General features: G+C 31.5%; 17 protein-coding genes and 1 tRNA gene. 6 read left to right on the forward strand and 12 right to left on the reverse strand.

The annotated features are described in order from the left end of the window. Positions 1 to 6 precede the first annotated feature (6 nt). The 6 genes from V8G69_RS04210 to V8G69_RS04235 form a co-directional block, all read right to left on the reverse strand. Positions 7 to 579 (reverse strand): Crp/Fnr family transcriptional regulator, encoded by a 573-nt coding sequence (locus V8G69_RS04210; protein ID WP_394880558.1) that lies wholly within the window; start codon positions 577 to 579, stop codon positions 7 to 9. A gap of 331 nt (positions 580 to 910) precedes the next feature. Further along, positions 911 to 1132: a membrane protein insertion efficiency factor YidD gene (gene yidD / locus V8G69_RS04215; protein ID WP_394880559.1), complete on the reverse strand. Its 222-nt coding sequence runs from the start codon at positions 1130 to 1132 to the stop codon at positions 911 to 913. Positions 1133 to 1191: 59 nt separating this feature from the next. Then, complete coding sequence (cysS, locus tag V8G69_RS04220; protein ID WP_394880560.1) at positions 1192 to 2673, reverse strand: cysteine--tRNA ligase; 1482 nt, start codon at positions 2671 to 2673, stop codon at positions 1192 to 1194. Positions 2674 to 2691: 18 nt separating this feature from the next. Continuing rightward, complete coding sequence (gene folE / locus V8G69_RS04225; RefSeq protein ID WP_394880561.1) at positions 2692 to 3372, reverse strand: GTP cyclohydrolase I FolE; 681 nt, start codon at positions 3370 to 3372, stop codon at positions 2692 to 2694. A 172-nt stretch (positions 3373 to 3544) separates the two neighbouring features. Further along, positions 3545 to 5059: an OmpP1/FadL family transporter gene (locus V8G69_RS04230; RefSeq protein ID WP_394880562.1), complete on the reverse strand. Its 1515-nt coding sequence runs from the start codon at positions 5057 to 5059 to the stop codon at positions 3545 to 3547. Between the two features lie 28 nt (positions 5060 to 5087). Then, positions 5088 to 6191, reverse strand: coding sequence for a hypothetical protein (locus V8G69_RS04235; RefSeq protein ID WP_394880563.1), 1104 nt, complete (start codon positions 6189 to 6191; stop codon positions 5088 to 5090). 99 nt (positions 6192 to 6290) lie between these two features. On the opposite strand from V8G69_RS04235, the gene proS reads away from it, so the two are divergent. From proS to rpsT, 3 genes are all read left to right on the forward strand, one after another. Beyond that, positions 6291 to 7769 (forward strand): proline--tRNA ligase, encoded by a 1479-nt coding sequence (gene proS, locus V8G69_RS04240; RefSeq protein WP_394880564.1) that lies wholly within the window; start codon positions 6291 to 6293, stop codon positions 7767 to 7769. A 149-nt stretch (positions 7770 to 7918) separates the two neighbouring features. Continuing rightward, positions 7919 to 7990: transfer RNA gene (locus tag V8G69_RS04245), tRNA-Glu, on the forward strand. Between the two features lie 24 nt (positions 7991 to 8014). After that, the gene (gene rpsT, locus V8G69_RS04250; protein WP_394880565.1) at positions 8015 to 8269 is read left to right on the forward strand and encodes a 30S ribosomal protein S20; all 255 of its coding nucleotides are present in this window, start codon (positions 8015 to 8017) and stop codon (positions 8267 to 8269) included. A gap of 130 nt (positions 8270 to 8399) precedes the next feature. Here rpsT and rho read toward each other — a convergent pair whose 3' ends face one another. Further along, the gene (gene rho / locus V8G69_RS04255) at positions 8400 to 10082 is read right to left on the reverse strand and encodes a transcription termination factor Rho (RefSeq protein WP_394880566.1); all 1683 of its coding nucleotides are present in this window, start codon (positions 10080 to 10082) and stop codon (positions 8400 to 8402) included. A gap of 198 nt (positions 10083 to 10280) precedes the next feature. Between rho and V8G69_RS04260 the strand changes: the two genes are divergently transcribed. Continuing rightward, positions 10281 to 10691 (forward strand): DUF4293 domain-containing protein, encoded by a 411-nt coding sequence (locus V8G69_RS04260; protein ID WP_394880567.1) that lies wholly within the window; start codon positions 10281 to 10283, stop codon positions 10689 to 10691. A 57-nt stretch (positions 10692 to 10748) separates the two neighbouring features. Here the strand turns inward: V8G69_RS04260 and V8G69_RS04265 are convergent, their stop codons facing one another. Then, entirely contained in the window at positions 10749 to 11246 is a 498-nt protein-coding gene (locus tag V8G69_RS04265) for a metallophosphoesterase family protein (RefSeq protein ID WP_394880568.1), read from the reverse strand. Positions 11247 to 11322: 76 nt separating this feature from the next. On the opposite strand from V8G69_RS04265, the gene truA reads away from it, so the two are divergent. Beyond that, complete coding sequence (truA, locus tag V8G69_RS04270) at positions 11323 to 12066, forward strand: tRNA pseudouridine(38-40) synthase TruA (protein ID WP_394880569.1); 744 nt, start codon at positions 11323 to 11325, stop codon at positions 12064 to 12066. Then, positions 12067 to 13833, forward strand: a complete 1767-nt coding sequence (locus tag V8G69_RS04275) for an ABC transporter ATP-binding protein (protein WP_394880570.1) — start codon at positions 12067 to 12069, stop codon at positions 13831 to 13833. Positions 13834 to 13849: 16 nt separating this feature from the next. Here the strand turns inward: V8G69_RS04275 and V8G69_RS04280 are convergent, their stop codons facing one another. From V8G69_RS04280 to folP, 4 genes are read right to left on the reverse strand one after another with little or no spacing between them, the layout of a single operon-like run. After that, complete coding sequence (locus tag V8G69_RS04280) at positions 13850 to 14617, reverse strand: DUF3667 domain-containing protein (RefSeq protein ID WP_394880571.1); 768 nt, start codon at positions 14615 to 14617, stop codon at positions 13850 to 13852. A 2-nt stretch (positions 14618 to 14619) separates the two neighbouring features. After that, positions 14620 to 15405, reverse strand: a complete 786-nt coding sequence (locus V8G69_RS04285) for a diadenylate cyclase (protein WP_394880572.1) — start codon at positions 15403 to 15405, stop codon at positions 14620 to 14622. Positions 15406 to 15440: 35 nt separating this feature from the next. Next, on the reverse strand, positions 15441 to 16130 hold the full coding sequence (locus tag V8G69_RS04290; protein ID WP_394880573.1) for a hypothetical protein: 690 nt from the start codon (positions 16128 to 16130) through the stop codon (positions 15441 to 15443). Between the two features lie 8 nt (positions 16131 to 16138). After that, complete coding sequence (folP, locus tag V8G69_RS04295; RefSeq protein ID WP_394880574.1) at positions 16139 to 16963, reverse strand: dihydropteroate synthase; 825 nt, start codon at positions 16961 to 16963, stop codon at positions 16139 to 16141. Positions 16964 to 17071: the final 108 nt, after the last annotated feature.

Here is a 17071-nt window from a genome sequence, read left to right on the forward strand (position 1 = left end):
CTTATGTTACTTAATTACCTCTTTTCGAATGCGACTTAATGATTGAGGTTTTATGCCAAGGTAAGAAGCCAAATGCTTTACAGCTATATTTAAAGCAATATTGGGCTGAGTATTTAATAGCCTTAAATATCTATCTGATGCCGACAGATTCTGAAGTGAGTTTACTCTCTCTGAAATTTTTGTAATATATTTTTCATATACGCTTTTACAAAAAAATGACCAATTTGAAACTTCTTTGTACAAATTTTCATAGTCAGTCTTTGATATACACAATAATGTACAATCAGAGATGCACTGAATACTTTCTTTTGAGGAATCATTATTTAAAAAACTTTCAAATGAAGTCACAAAATCTTTAGTAGATAAAATTTGAGTTGTTATTTCATTGCCATTATCTAAGTAAAAACACCTTACATATCCGTTGGTTATAAAATATAGGTTTGGGGACAAAGCACCTTCTTCAACCAAGTATTCATTTTTCTTTTTAGTAATGATTTTAAAAGCAGAAGTTAAAACTTCAACTTCTTTATCAGAAACAATTATTACTTCCTTTATGGCATCAAATAGAACAGTTTTCATTCATGTTTGTATTCGTTGTTCAATTGCAGGTAACGATTTTTATAAGATTTGTGCGACATAAAATCGATAGATTTTCTGACACGCAAATCGCTTGTTAGATGTTAATCGGTTTCCTTTTTAGTTCAAATTTAAGCATAAATTTTATGTGGTGCCGTACGCTGGCTTTTACCTCGTTTTATTGTTTTTATCAAATTTGGAATAATTGATATAATTGCACTTATTCTTAAAATCAGTACGTATTTTCCAGCATTACACACAACTATTATGAATGAAATCGTTATAATGTTTTATATCATACGTTAAACGAAGTTATAATTTTTTTCTGACAAAATTAGGGTACCGGGTCATAACCAGAACCTCCCCAAGGATGACAACTAAAAATACGTTTTAGAGCTAACCAACCACCTTTAAAAAGTCCGTGTTTTTCTAAAGCTTCTTTAGCATAATGAGAACATGTTGGATGATATCTACAAGTTGCAGGCGTTAACGGTGATATTAAAAGTTGATATACTTTTATTAGAAACAAAAACGGTGCAATAAGTATTTTTTTCATAGTGTAGTGTAGTATTGTCAATCTGAACTTGTTTCAGATTCTAATAACACGTCAACATTTTAATTAACCGAAAAAGAAGTGCCTTCTTTACCATCTTTTAGTTCAATACCAACAGCAGTTAATTCATTCCTAATTTTATCAGAAAGCGCAAAGTCTTTGTTAGCTCTGGCTTCTTGTCTTAGTTTGATTAGAATTTCAACAGCTCCAGATAATTTATCAGTTCCAGACTCGTTTTTTGAACTATTTTCCAATCCTAAAATATCAAATGCAAAAGCATTGATGGTATCTTTTAATATCACTAAATCTTGAGAAGTTATTGTGGCAGAACCTTCTTTAATTTGATTGATATATTTTACGCCTTCAAATAAATTTGCAATTAAAATTGGTGTGTTAAAATCGTCATTCATAGCATCATAACAACTTTGTTTCCACGAAGTTATGTCTATGTTTGAAGTTGGAGACGCTTTTAAACTATCTAAAAGATTGATGGCATCCATTAAACGATAAAATCCTTTTTCACTTGCTAATAATCCATCATTGGTAAAATCTAAAATGCTTCTGTAATGCGCTTGGAGCATAAAAAAACGAGCCACACTAGGAGAGAAGGCTTTGGTAATATTACTGTTTTCGCCAGTAAAAATTTCTCCTGGTAAAATATAATTACCAGTAGATTTTGCCATTTTTTTACCATTCATAATCAGCATATTGGCGTGCATCCAGTAATTTACTGGTGTTTGCCCTTTGGCTGCTTCATTTTGTGCAATTTCACATTCGTGATGAGGAAATTTTAAATCCATTCCACCACCATGAATATCAAAATGCTCACCTAAATATTTGGTGCTCATAGCTGTACATTCTAAATGCCAACCAGGGAAACCGTCACTCCAAGGAGATGGCCAGCGCATGATGTGTTGAGGTTCAGCTTTTTTCCAAAGTGCAAAATCTTGTGGATTCTTTTTATCTGATTGACCATCCAATTCACGTGTATTGTGAATTAAATCTTCAAGTTTACGCTTGCTTAATTTACCGTAATCGTGTGTTTCATTAAATTTATGTACATCAAAATATACGGAGCCATTTATTTCGTATGCAAATCCGTTGTCAATAATAGTTTTGATAAGTTCAATTTGCTCAATAATATGTCCTGTTGCTGTAGGTTCGATACTTGGCGGTAAAAAATTGAATGTATTTAGAATGTTGTGAAAATCAACGGTGTAACGTTGAACCACTTCCATAGGTTCAATTTGTTCTAAACGCGCTTTTTTTGCAATACGGTCTTCACCAGCATCAGCATCGTTTTCTAAATGACCGGCATCAGTGATATTTCTAACATAACGAACTTTATAATCTAAATGTTTTAAATATCTAAAAATGACATCAAAAGACATAAAAGTTCTAACATTTCCTAAATGGACATTACTGTAAACCGTTGGTCCGCAAACGTACATGCCAACATGGCCTTCGTTAATTGGTGTAAATGTTTCTTTTTGTCCGGTAAGTGAATTGTATATTTTTATTTGATGCTGCTTATAAAGTTGCATGATTTTGGAAGGGTATTTTTAACTAAACTTTGTATCTAACTTAATGTAATCTAAAAACTCTCTGCGAGTTGCTTTTTCTTTGAATTTTCCACCAAATTCTGAGGTAACTGTACTGCTTTCTATATCTCTGATTCCTCTTGAATTCACACATAAATGTTTGGCATCAATAACGCAAGCAACGTCTTGAGTGTTTAAAACTTCTTGAAGTTCTTTAACTATTTGGATGGTTAAACGCTCTTGGACCTGAGGTCTTTTTGCGTAATAATCAACAATTCTATTCATTTTTGAAAGACCAACAACAGTTCCGTTTGAAATGTATGCTACATGGGCTTTACCAACGATAGGAAGCAAGTGATGTTCGCAAGTAGAATAAACAGTTATGTTTTTCTCAACAAGCATTTCACCATATTTATATTTATTTTCGAATGTTGATGCGCTTGGTCTTTTTTCAGGATTTAAGCCACTAAATAATTCTTTAACAAACATTTTGGCAACTCTATTTGGTGTGCCATTTAAGCTGTCATCAGTTAAATCAAGACCCAATGTTTCCATAATATGACGTACATCATCCTTAATAATCTCTATTTTTTCTTCATTTGAAAGTTTAAAAGCATCATTTCGCATTGGTGTATTTGATGAAGTACCAATGTGATCGTTTCCTAAAGCATCAAATTCGTCTATGGTGTTATCAATTTTCATTTGTTATAAAAATCAAGTTTTTAGTCTGCAAAGATAAGTAATTCACTTTTGTTATGTTTTGAATTAACTAATAATTAATAGGTATTGTGCTTTTATAGAATTAATGAATTTATTTAAATAAAAAAGCTTGAACCAGTTAGCTCAAGCTTTTAATATAATATTTTAAAAGATTTTAAATATTGAAACCTAATGAAAGCGTAATGTTTGAATTTTTATTGTCTACCATAGCGGCGTCAATTAAACCAATATTGTAAAGTTGATTTTGATAGCTTCTTTTAGCTTGGTCATAAGTAATATCTAACTTTGTATTGCCAAAATTAAATCCAACTCCCAACGAATATCCATTTAAATCTCCCACTGTTACTCCATCTTTATAAGGGCTTTCTTCAAAACGATAACCACCTCTGAAACTAAATTGTTTTACCCTGTATTCTGCACCAAATCTATAGGTTGAAGCATCAGTTAACTCATTGCTCATTATGTTGTTTTGACTTGCAAAAAAAGAGTCAGAAGTTGGTTTAAATTTAGTAGAACCGTAATCTTTACGAGAGTAATCAAAACTAAATAAACCTTGTTCACCAAAAATATAAGCTATACTACCAGTTAATTTCCCTGGTGTTTGTAATTTATAGCTAGGATAAACATTTACAATTTGAGGATTGATTATTACAGGACTATCTGTGCTGTATACAGTTGCTATATATTGACTTGTTTCTTCTTCAATAGTAAGCCATGTTGGTGAATCATAGGTTAATCCAACTCTAAATTCATTGCTAAGTTTCAAAATACCTCCTAATTGAAAAGAAAAACCAGTACCAGTTGTTGATAAAGTATTATCAAATTCTATTTCATTTATTAAAGAACCATTATTTGAATTCGTTTCATAGAGCAATGTTGTACGTTCATAATTAATTAAATGTGAATTTAAATTAATACCTAAATATAAGTTGTCTTCATATTGAACAGCTGCATTAAAAGTTATTTTTCCATTGTAACCAGTTGATGCATAAGTGTAATTTTGGTTAAAAGTACCATTAGCAAGGTTAGAAAAATACGTTGTATTTGCATCATCATTTGAATCTGGTTCCAGAATATAAGATTCATAACCAAGAAAAGCTTGTTGGTGTGCAAACCCATATAAATCGCCAATTTCAGAGTATGCATTTGAAATGGATTCTCCCGATAAAGTAGAAATCTCATCTAGTCTTAAACCATCGGCATAATTTAAAAAATATAAATCAATAGAATTATTGTTCGTATTTGTTCCTTTTGCAGCCCAATTATCATCAAAGTTTCTTGTTTTATCGTATTCAATACCCAATGAAAACTTTTTCCATGGTGAATTAGTATCGTTGTTTGCAAAAACAAAAACGCCTCCACCTTGATTAACATCAAATTTGGTATCAGATGAACTGGCTAGACCATTAAAATATTTTGAATCATTTTTGGTGTCTAAGTTTGAAACCGAAAAAGAAGCATAACTTCTAGTAAAAACTGCTGAACCAGCAGGATTTAAACTAACAGCGCTTAAGTCTCCTCCAAGCGCTCCAAAAGCCCCACTTAAAGCTCTAAATCTAGCAGTTCCCTGAATTTCATCTTGTGAATATCTAAGTGCATCTGAAATATCCTGACCGTACATAAAGGACATAGAAAAGATGCCTATGAATAATAAGTTTAACTTTTTCATATTAAATTTTTTTGATTTGTCTTAAAAATTATCCGCGTCTTCTACCTTCTGATGATCCTGAACTTCCTCTGCTTCCAGAACTACTGCTACTACTTGAAGATCTAGAAACTCCAGAACTATTACTACTACTTCTACTGCTGCTGCCAGAGCTATAATTACTTGACGGAGTTGAAGCAGATCCTGAACTTCTTCTTATACTTGAATTATTATAAGTAGATGTAGGTTGAGAACTTCTTCTAATAGTAGAAGATGAACGAGTTGTTGAGTTTGATGTAGGAGAAGAGATGCTTGAAGCTCTTCTTTGTGTATTATTGTAAACGTTATTACCTGTACTATTAATTCTATTTACAGAATTTGAATTGGTATATGTGCTACTTCTTCTTGATGTATTGTGTCTAGAAGATGTATTGTATCTAGAAGTGGTGTTGTTTACTGAACTTCTACGATTATTTGAATTAGAATTGTAGTTTGTAGCTATACTTCCTCTTCTGCTTGAACTGTATGATACATTTCTGGGTCTGTAATAATTATTATAGCCATAGTAATTGTTATAATATGGATACCCATAATTATAATATCTATAAGGATTGTAATAAGACCAGCTTGAATAGAAACCACCATAATAAGGATAATAACCGTAATAAGGATAATATGAGCCATAGTATCCCCAACCCCAGTTATTCCATCGGTTCCAATAATAATTATTCCAACCTAAGCCAAAACCAACATTCCAACCCCAGTTGTTAAAACCGTTATCAATATAATTTATGGTTACATTATTATTGTTTTGACCCCAACCAGCATAGCCTTGATAATTATTGTCTATAGTATCATTTTCTACATAAGCACCTTGATATTCATCAATATCTGTAAAAATGGCATTGTCATTCACTAAGTTGTCATATTCTAAAGACTTTTCTCTAAAGTAGTTTTTATAATAATTATTGCCAGACTTGTTATTTTGAACTTCAACAACGGCTTCTTGATATTCTACGTGAGGGTTTGAAGAACCATAAATGCCATCGTTATCAACTCCAACATATTGGTAAGAACCACATGATGATAAACCAAATAGCAAACTTACGCTGGCCATAAATGGAATTTTTCTTTTTAGGTAGTTAATAAATTGCATATCTCTATTATTTTATTGTTGAACATAACAAAAATAGTTAGTTTTGTTGAACTATTTTTTTATTTAACATAGTCACAATTTTTGTGCCAAAACACACATATGAGCAAAAAACTAACTACTAGAGCAGAGGATTATTCAAAATGGTATAATGAACTTGTTGTGAAAGCTGATTTAGCTGAGAATTCAGCAGTAAGAGGTTGTATGGTTATTAAGCCTTACGGATACGCTATTTGGGAAAAAATGCAAGCAGAATTAGATAGAATGTTTAAGGAAACAGGTCACCAAAATGCCTATTTTCCATTATTTGTTCCAAAAAGTCTATTTGAAGCCGAAGAAAAAAATGCCGAAGGGTTTGCTAAAGAGTGTGCCATAGTAACACATTATAGATTACAAGCCGATCCTGACAAACCTGGAAAATTAAGAGTTGATCCAGAAGCTAAATTAGAAGAAGAACTAATAGTAAGGCCAACCAGTGAAGCTATTATTTGGAATACCTATAGAAATTGGATTCAGTCCTATAGAGATTTACCAATTTTAATAAATCAATGGGCAAATGTTGTAAGATGGGAAATGCGTACACGTTTATTTTTGCGTACGGCAGAATTTTTATGGCAAGAAGGGCATACGGCGCATGAAACAAAAGCAGAAGCAATAACTGAAGCAAAACTAATGAATAATGTATATGCAACTTTTGCAGAAAACTTTATGGCTATTCCTGTAATTCAAGGTGTAAAAACGGAAAGTGAGCGTTTTGCAGGAGCAGAAGAAACATTTTGCATTGAAGCCTTAATGCAAGATGGTAAAGCTTTACAAGCGGGTACATCACATTTTCTTGGTCAGAATTTCGCTAAGGCCTTTGATGTTAAATTCGCCAATAAAGAAGGAAAACAAGATTATGTATGGGCTACTTCTTGGGGAGTTTCAACTCGCCTAATGGGAGCTTTAATTATGACCCATAGTGACGATTTCGGATTGGTTTTGCCTCCAAGTTTAGCTCCTAATCAAGTTGTTATTGTTCCAATATATAAGAATGAAGACGATTTGGAATCAATTTCAAAAGTTGCTAATAAGATATCATCAGATTTAAAAATTAAAGGTGTTTCTGTAAAGTATGATAATAGAGATACTCAAAGACCAGGAGCTAAATTTGCACAACACGAATTGCAAGGTGTACCGTTGCGTATTGCAATTGGCCCAAAAGATTTAGAAAATGGAACTGTTGAAATTGCAAGAAGAGATACTTTAACAAAAGAAGCAGTTTCTTTAGATAGTTTAATACCTACTGTACAAGAATTATTAGAAGAAATACAACAAGCTTTATTTAATAAAGCATTAAAATATAGAGATACTCACATAACAGAAGTGAATACTTTTGAAGAATTTAAGGTTATTTTAGAAACAAAAGCAGGATTTATTTCCGCACATTGGGATGGCACAAATGAGACAGAAGCTAAAATAAAAGAGCTAACAAAAGCTACTATAAGATGTATTCCATTGGAAACCAAGGAAGAAGAAGGCGTTTGTGTGTTCTCAGGATTGCCTTCAAAACGTAGAGTATTGTTCGCAAAAGCGTATTAATAATATTTTTTTAAAAAAATATTATCTAGCTATTGCGACATTTAAAAATAGTTGTATTTTTGCATCCGCAATGGAAACATTGAGAGTTATTTGAAAAGCACTGTAAGTTTAGATTAATGAAAAATAAATTTACATAGTTATAAACAAATGGCCCGTTCGTCTATCGGCTAGGACGCCAGGTTTTCATCCTGGTAAGAGGGGTTCGACTCCCCTACGGGCTACAATTAAAAAAAACAAAATTTAAAATGGCAAATCATAAGTCATCGTTAAAAAGAATTAGAAGTAACGAAACTAAACGTTTAGTAAATAAATATCAGCATAAAACAACTCGTAATGCTATTAAAAAATTACGTGAATTAACTGATAAAAATGAGGCAGAGACTTTTTTTCCTTCAGTTTCATCTATGTTAGATAAATTAGCAAAGAAAAACATTATTCATGTTAATAAAGCTGCTAACCTTAAATCTGGTTTAGCTAAGCATATAGCTTCTTTAGCATAATTAATTTTAGATAAATAATATTGAAGAACCTCTCTTTTTGAGAGGTTTTTTATTTGACAAATTTTGAATAGTATAGCACAAAAAAAAATGCTTTGATAACTCAAAGCATTTTTTTTAGAATGAACTTTAATTAACCATTCATAGATACTAAAAACTCTTCATTATTTCTGGTTTGTTTAAAGCGATCATTTATAAATTCCATAGCTTCAACAGGATTCATATCTGCTAAATATTTGCGCATTACCCACATTCTTTGAATGGTGTTGGCATCTAGTAACAAATCATCTCTACGAGTACTAGAAGAAGTAAGGTCGATAGCAGGGAAAATTCTACGGTTAGATATTTTTCTATCCAATTGTAATTCCATGTTACCTGTTCCTTTAAATTCTTCAAAAATCACTTCGTCCATTTTTGAGCCTGTTTCAGTTAAAGCAGTTGCTATAATTGTTAAGGAACCTCCATTTTCAATATTTCTAGCAGCTCCAAAGAAACGCTTTGGTTTATGAAGTGCGTTGGCATCAACACCACCACTTAATATTTTACCAGAAGCAGGTTGCACGGTATTGTATGCTCTTGCCAAACGTGTGATTGAGTCTAACAGAATAACAACATCATGGCCACATTCTACCAATCGTTTTGCTTTTTCAAGAACAATATCAGCAATTTTTACGTGCTCATGAGCTTCTTTGTCAAAAGTGGATGAAATAACTTCACCGCGTACATTACGTTGCATATCTGTTACTTCTTCTGGACGTTCGTCAATCAATAAAATCATTAAATATACTTCTGGATGATTGGCAGCAATAGCATTTGCGACATCTTTAAGTAACATGGTTTTACCGGTTTTAGGCTGTGACACAATCATACCTCTTTGTCCTTTTCCAATTGGAGAGAACAAATCCATAATCCTAGTAGAAATGGTGCTTTGTTTTTCAGCTAAATTGAATTTTTCTTTTGGGAATAATGGTGTTAAATGCTCAAATGACACACGATCTCTAACAACATCTGGACTTTGACCATTAATTTTAATAACCTTAATTAAAGGGAAATATTTTTCGCCTTCTTTCGGAGGTCTTACATGACCAAGAACGGTGTCACCTTTCTTTAGCCCAAATAGTCTGATTTGAGATTGAGACACATAAATATCGTCTGGAGATGATAAATAATTATAGTCAGATGAACGTAAAAAACCATATCCATCTTGCATAATATCTAAAACACCTTCACTTTCAATAATGGCATCAAATTCAAAATCAGGCTCACGATAACGGTTTCTGTTATCTTTATTGCCATTATTTACATTGCTATTATTCCCATTGCTACTATTTCCAGCATTTGGATTTTTATTTGGGTTTTTTTGTTGGGGATTGTGTTCTCTTTTTGGATGGGCTTTTTGATTGTCCTTTGGTTTGTTTTCGTTAGTTGGCCTAGCTGCTGAATCTGAACTTGGTTTTTCGTCAATCTTTTTTTCTATAACTGGTGCAGCTGGTTTATCCTGAATTTCAGGAACTTTATTTTCAAAAGGCAATTCAGCAGTCTTATTTGCGACATTTTTAACTGGCTTTTTAATTCGAGCTCTAAGCTTTTTGTCTCTATTTTCTGCTGGTTTGTTTGCAGCAGTTTTATTTTCATTATTTGGTTCTGTTGGTTTTATAACTTCAGCTACAGATTTTGGGTTGGTAGCTTGATGATCTAAAATTTGATAAACTAAATCTGATTTTTTTAATGAACGATATTTTGGAACGTTCAATTTTTGTGCAATCTCCTGTAAGTCAGAGAGTTTTTTTTCGTTTAATTGTGAAATTTCAAACATTTGATGTTTACTTGAATATTATAATTTTGAATATAATTTGAGTTGTTCTGAAAAAAATGATTTTTAATCTGAAGAATTAACAACCTACCGTAGTGGTTGTTGAGAATTATTACTGCAATAATACAACTTTATTTTTATTATTTAAGTGTATTTTATAAAAGAAACTATTATTTTTGCCATCTAGTTTTTTAAAAGCAAATGTTACAACGCATACAAACTATATATCTTATTTTGGCAGCAGGAATTTCTGCTGGACTCATTTTTGTATTTCCATTGTGGGAAACAAAAGACGGAACTATAGTGTATGCTTTTAAAGAAGTATTGTATTTAAGTTTGTTCTTAGGTTCTGCAATACTGTCTTTAATATCGATTTTTATGTTTAAAAAAAGGAAACTTCAATTTGTTTTGGGGCGACTTAACATCATATTAAACTTTTTTTTACTAGGATTTTTTGTGTATCAATCTCTAAATGTATCTGGAGAAACTATTGTTTCTGAGAAAGGTATTGGGATGTTTCTTCCTGTTATTTCTATCGTGTTTTTGGCCTTAGCCAATAAGGCCATTAAGAAGGATGAAGATCTCGTAAAATCTGTAGATCGATTGCGATAAACCTAACATCTTAGTAGTATTAGTGCGTTAAAACCCAAAGTGAAAGCTTTGGGTTTTTTAATAACGTTTACTAAACTCTATAACTTCCAAATTATCAATTTTTGCTCCGTCAATAGTAAACCTAAGCATGGTTCTTACTTTATGAAATCCATGTTTACCAGCTGCACCAGGATTCATATGCAACAAATTTAATTGTTTGTCGGGTATTACTTTTAAAATATGTGAATGTCCGCAAATAAATAGTTTTGGAGGATTTTTCTTTATGGCTTCTCTAACTCTAACATCATAAGCTTTTGGGTATCCACCAATATGGGTAATCCATACATCGACATCTTCACACATAAACCGGTTATGCTCTGGAAATTCTGAGCGAATAGATGCATTGTCAATATTGCCAAAAACCGCTTTTAAAGGTTTAATTTTCTTGATAGCATCAGTTACAACAATATCTCCAATGTCACCGGCATGCCAAACTTCATCTGCTTCTTTTACATATTTCAAAATATCGTCATCTATATAGCTATGGGTATCAGAAAGCAATAATATTTTTATCATTATAAAGTGTTAATGGTAAATCTAAACTCGTAAATCTATTTATCTTTGTTGTTTTTAACAAAAGTATCAAATTAGATTGAGGTATTTTATTGAACTTTCTTATAATGGCAAAGACTATCATGGTTGGCAAAATCAACCTAAGGCTATTTCTGTACAAGAAGTTTTAGAAAATGCTTTATCTACCATTTTGAAAGATAAAATGGCTATTGTTGGTGCAGGAAGAACAGATACAGGTGTGCATGCTTTGCAAATGTTTGCTCATTTTGATTCTGAAATTATATTTGATTTAGAAGATCTAGTTTTTAAGCTAAATTCCTTTTTGCCAAAGGACATCGCGATTCATGATATTTTTAAAGTAAAAGCCGAAGCTCATGCACGTTTTGATGCGACAAGCAGAACGTACAGATATAGAATTGCTTTTAAAAAAAATGCCTTCAATTTTGAAAATGCTTATTTTTTTACAAAAGACCTGGATATTGAGAAAATGAATGAGGCATCAAAGATTTTATTTCAGTATAAAGATTTTCAATGCTTTTCAAAAACAAATACCGATGTAAAAACGTATAATTGTGAGATTATGAAAGCTGAATGGCAAATTAAGGAAGACGAGCTTCATTTCGTCATTAAAGCAGATAGGTTTTTGCGTAACATGGTTCGTGCCATTGTTGGTACAATGATTAATATTGGTATTGGTAAAATGGAAATTTCAGATTTGCACACTATTATAAAATCTAAAGACAGGAGTGAAGCAGGCTATTCTGTTCCGGCGCATGCACTGTATTTAATTGAAGTTGAATATCCAAAAGATATAAAAATATAAATGAGTAAACCTAAAGAACAAGTTTTTGATATTAGCTTATTTAAGCGATTATTAATTTATATAAAACCCTATAAATTAATCTTTTTCGGAGTACTGTTTGCTGTAGTTTTGATAGCAGTTTCTGGTGCTGTAAGGCCAAAAATTTTGCAAGTAGCTATTGATAATAATATAGCAACCAAAACGGTTGAAGGCTTTTTGCCTTATGTGGTTGTTATGGGAGTTATGCTCCTTTTAGAAGTTGTATTTCAATTGCTTTTTATTTTCTATTCTGGTTGGTTAGGGCAAAATGTTGTTAAAGATGTTCGGGTGAAATTGTTCAATCATTTGCTAAGTTTTAAAATGCAATATTATGATAATTCGTCTGTTGGAGTCCTGATTACAAGAGCTGTGACCGATATGGAACGTATTGCTGATATTTTTGGACAAGGATTATTCACCATTTTCAGGGATTTGCTTACCATGATAGTCGTTTCTGTGTTCATGTTGTTTATGAATTGGAAGCTTAGTTTAATTGTGTTCATTATGCTTCCGTTGGTTCTGTATGCCACAAGAGTATTTCAGAAATACATGAAAAAGGCTTTTGAAGAAGTTAGAACCGAAGTTTCTAATTTAAATTCTTTTGTGCAAGAGAGGCTCACTGGCATGAAAATCTTGCAGCTATTTACAAGAGAAGAAACCGAATACAAAAATTTTAAAGAAATAAACGAGCGTCATAAAAAGGGCTGGCTAAAAACAGTTTGGTATAACTCTATTTTCTTTCCAATTGCCGAATTGTCAACTTCAATAACTATTGGTTTGGTTGCCTGGTATGGAGGCTTAAATGTGGTTCTTGATAAAACAGCTTCTGAAGGTGATTTAGTGTCTTTTATTATGTTTATTCCTATGCTTTTCAGGCCTTTAAGGCAAATTGCCGATAACTTTAACACGTTGCAAATGGGTATGGTTGCTGCTACAAGAGTCTTTAAAGTTCTAGAAACAACGTCTCATATTGATGATACAGGAACTGTTGAAGTTCAATCATTCAAAGGAAATATAAGTTTCAAAAACGTTTATTTCAGTTATATTGAAGATGAGATTGTTTTGAAAGGAATTTCTTTTGATGTCAAAGCAGGAGAAACTATAGCTATTGTTGGAGCAACAGGCGCAGGGAAATCTACCATTATTAATTTACTAAATAGGTTTTATGAAATTAAAGATGGTGTTATTGAAATTGATGGTATCAATATAAAAGATGTAACGCTGTCATCTTTACGAACTCAAATTGCAGTAGTATTGCAGGACGTATTTTTATTTGCAGATACTATTTTAAGTAACATTACGCTCAATAATCCTGAGGTTACTGAAGCTCAGGTAATTCAAGCCGCTAAGGATATTGGAATTCATGAATTTATTGCTAGTTTGCCTGAAGGATATCATTATAATGTGAAAGAAAGAGGTGTTATGTTGTCTTCTGGTCAGCGTCAATTAATATCATTCTTAAGAGCATACGTTACAAACCCAAGTATTTTAATTTTAGACGAAGCAACTTCTTCAGTAGATTCTTATTCAGAACAGCTTATTCAAACCGCAACCGATAAAATAACCAAAGGAAGAACCTCTATTATTATTGCACATAGACTGGCAACAATTAAAAAGGCTGATAATATTATTGTTATGGATTCTGGTAATATCGTGGAGCAAGGTACCCATGATGAACTTTTAAAGAAAGAAAACGGGTATTATAAAAATCTGTATGAAGTTCAGTTTTTAAAAGAAGAAATAGTATAAGTTTTTAATTTTTTTATCATGGTTGAAGGTCTCCATTTAAAAACATGATGACTCCCATAATAAGTGATAAAGCAATAAAAAACACAATCAAAATAACCAAGAACCATAAAGTTCTCAATACCATGTTTTTATAATTTAATTCATATAATCGTCTTAGAGAGTAAGCTGAATATAAAATCATAAAAGGAAGAGCGAATAAACTATATACACCTTGGCTAACACCAAAAACAGTAATTACTATAATACCCAAAACAGCAGATGTAATAGATAATTGTGCTTGAATGTATATAAATACAACAAGAAGTTCGGTGTAATTATATTTGTTTATTCCTATAAAAGTTAATCTGCCAATTATTGCATAAACAGGTACATAGAGCATCATGAAAATAGCTTGATATTCTTGTACAATACTAATATTTCTTTTCTGGAGTTCTGCTTGCCCTGGACTTGAAGTGTTAAAAACACTAAAGTCAAGGCTTTCAGGGAAACCCTTTTTTAATATTAACAGATATAATCCGGAAATTGTAATAGCAATTGTGAAATAACTGATAACATTGACATACTTTTTCCTAGTACCAGTAATGTAATTTCCAATAACGTCTTCTGGTTTTATAAATAAATTTATAAAGGTTTGAATGAATTTATTATCATAGTTTAAATAGGTTTCAATAAAATCAGAAAACAAGTTTTTAAGGGCTAATCTATTCCTTATAACTTTTGCCCCACAATTGTTGCAATAATTATCCTTGGAAGATAGAGTTGTATTACAATTATTACATTGCATGATTACATCAAATCTTTTTTGATAAGTCTTGTAAGTTCGTCCGTATCTTTAAAAACTATAAACTCGCCATCAATAAAATAAGAAATATGCCCTGTTTCTTCACTTACAACAAGCGCCAAAGCATCCGTTTTTTCTGTAACTCCAATAGCTGCTCTATGACGTAACCCGAAGCGTTGAGGAATATTTTTTTCATTATTAACAGGAAGAATAACACGTGTGGCCTTTACTATATTGTTTTTTATAATAATCGCTCCATCATGTAACGGGCTGTTTTTAAAAAAGATACTTTCTAAAATTGGCTGTGTTACTCTGATATTCATTTCATCACCTGTAGTAATTAGAAAATCCAAATTATTATTGCGTTCTAAAACTATTAAAACACCCGTTTTTGTTGACGCTAATTTGTTGCAGGCTGAAATGATGGCGTCAACATCGGTTTCATCTCCGGTTTCAGTTTTTAAAAAAGTTAAGTGCTTTAAAAAGTTTCTTCTTCTGCTAAAATTTGTAGAACCAACCATTAATAAAAACTTCCTGATTTCTGGCTGAAATACCACAATCAAAGCAATAATTCCAACCTTCATAAAACCACCAAAAATTCCTGTTAGCAGTTGCATATTTAGGAAATCGGTAAGTCTCCAGGCTAAATAAATAATAATAATACCAATGAATATGTTAATTGCAACGGTGCCTTTTACCAGTTTATAAATATAATAGAGCAGAAGAGCTACTAAAATAACATCTATGATGTCGACAACTGAGAATTTTAAAAGGTCTTTAAAAATATCCAAAGTATAAGGGTTTTGGTAAATTTAGTAAATTATGGTTAATTAAAAACAAATTCATCGTTAGCTATAGTTACATTCTTAAAATCAATTTTTGAAATCAAAGATTTGTAAGTTATGTAATCTTGAAAGGAGAGTGTTTTTTCAAATTCAGACACTATAACAGCATCACCCTGATTGTTAAGATTAGTTTTTAAATGTTTTAATAGCTCTTTTTGATTTGTTGTATGCGTAAAAGACGTATCGTTTGAAATAAATGAAATATAAGTAGAATCAAGTGTGTGAACTCTTATGTTGATAAGCTGATTAACGCTTTCCTTTTTCTTATTAATGTATGCATTTGAGGTTTCTTGATGGAAAACAACATCTGTAAAATCAATAAATCCTAAATTTTTAATACTGGTATCATTACAGGTAAAATAGTTTCTAGCATTTTCGTTTTTGTGCATTTCAGCATTTCTTTTCTTTTCCTGTAGAAAAATAATTTTTGGAATTACCTGATTTAAAGTAAGGCGCTTATCAACATTAACCAACCAGTTTGTGGTGCTAATTAGGTTTTTTCTGTTGAGTTCTATACTATCAGGTTCATTTTCGTTGTAAAATAAATAGGCAGCTGAAACATCGTTTATTGTTGAAATTTCAGAATGACTTATTTCTGGTAATTGAACAATTTTTTCTTTGCCACATGAGCATATTAAAGTAAGTAATAAACAGTAAAAAGGGAGTTTCATTAATAATTTTAAGCTTTTAAAGATTGAACTAATTTGATGCATTCTACAGTTTCTTTCACATCATGTACACGTAAAATATTTGCGCCTTTTTGTAATGCTATGGTATTTAAAACGGTGGTTCCATTTAAGGCATCGTTTGCAGAATTTTGTAAAGTCTTGTATATCATCGATTTTCTTGAAACACCAACAAGCAAATGTAATTCAAGCATATTAAAAAGTTCTAATTGATTTAATAGTTCATAGTTTTGCTTCAAGGTTTTTGCAAAACCAAAACCAGGGTCAACTATAATATCCACAATACCTAATTGTCTTGCTTCAACAATTCTTTCAGAAAAATAAAATAAAATGTCTTTAACCAAATTATCATATTGAGTAAGTTGTTGCATGGTTTGTGGTGTTCCTTTCATGTGCATCATTATGTATGGTATATGTAAATCTGCAACAGTTTTAAGCATGTTATTGTCTAATTTTCCTGCAGAGATATCATTTATCAAAGCCGCGCCATTATTAATACATTGTTTAGCTACCTGACTCCTAAAAGTATCTATTGACAACAATGCATTTGGAAATTCTTTCAAAACAGATGTAACTATTGGTAAAATCCGTGAAAGCTCTTCGTCTTCAGTCACAAAATCAGCCTTTGGTTTAGAACTGTAGGCGCCAATATCAATAAAAGTAGCACCTTCAAACAGCATTTTTTCAACATGTTTTAAAATCTCTTTTTCATTTTTATGCTTGCCACCATCGTAAAATGAATCAGGAGTAATGTTTAAAATTCCCATGACTTTTGGTGATGATAAATCAATAAGTTGTCCTTTGCAGTTTATAGTCATAGAAAAGATTTCAAAATGAATATTAAAAAATTCAAAGTTAAGTTAAATATCAAAAATAATCATGAACATTAAACTTTGAACTTTAAACTATTTAAGCGAAATTTACAC

The sequence above is a fragment of the Gaetbulibacter sp. M235 genome (assembly GCF_043876835.1).
GTDB lineage: Bacteria > Bacteroidota > Bacteroidia > Flavobacteriales > Flavobacteriaceae > Yeosuana.